Here is a 780-nt window from a genome sequence, read left to right on the forward strand (position 1 = left end):
GGCAGCTTCACCGCTCCGCCCGGCGCGTTCTGCAGCACGAACATCACCTGGAAGAGCGGGCCGCGGCTCATGTCGCGCTCGGGCTGCAGCTCCTCCACCAGCCTCTCGAAGGGCACCTCCTGGTGCGCGTACGCTCCCAGCGTCACCTCGCGCGCCTGGGCCACGAGCTGCCGGAACGTCGGGTTGCCATCGAGCTTCGCGCGCAGCACCAGGGTGTTGACGAAGAAGCCGATGAGGCCCTCCGTCTCCGCCCTCGTGCGGTTGGCGATGGCCGAGCCCACGCACACGTCGTCCTGCCCCGAGTACTTCGACAGCACCGTCTGCCACGCCGCCAGCAGCACCATGAAGGGCGTGGCCCCCTCTCGTTGCGCCAGCCCCTTCACCCCTTCCCACAGCCCCTTCCGCCACTGGAAGCCCCGCGTGTCTCCTCGGAACGTCTGCACCGCCGGACGCGGCTTGTCCGTCGGCAGCTCCAGCGCCCGGGGCGCTCCCTTCAGCTGCTGGCGCCAGTACTCCAGCTGCGCTTCCAGCACCTCGCCCTTCAGCCAGTCGCGCTGCCACACCGCGTAGTCCGCGTACTGCACCGGCAACTCCGGCAGCACCGCCTCACGGCCCTGGGCGTACGCCTCGTACAGCCCCACCACCTCCTTCACCAGGATTCCCATCGACCAGCCGTCCGACACGATGTGGTGCATCACCAGCACCAGCACGTGCTCCTGCTCCGACACCTTCACCAGGGCCGTTCTCAGCAGCGGCCCTCTCTCCAGGTCGAACGGACGG

General features: G+C 69.2%; 1 protein-coding gene. It reads right to left on the reverse strand.

Annotated elements, in window-relative coordinates; genetic code table 11:
* On the reverse strand, positions 1 to 780 hold a 780-nt coding region (locus HG543_RS53950; protein ID WP_246357966.1), incomplete at both ends, for a condensation domain-containing protein.

The sequence above is a fragment of the Pyxidicoccus fallax genome (genome assembly GCF_012933655.1).
In the GTDB taxonomy this organism is placed as follows: domain Bacteria; phylum Myxococcota; class Myxococcia; order Myxococcales; family Myxococcaceae; genus Myxococcus; species Myxococcus fallax.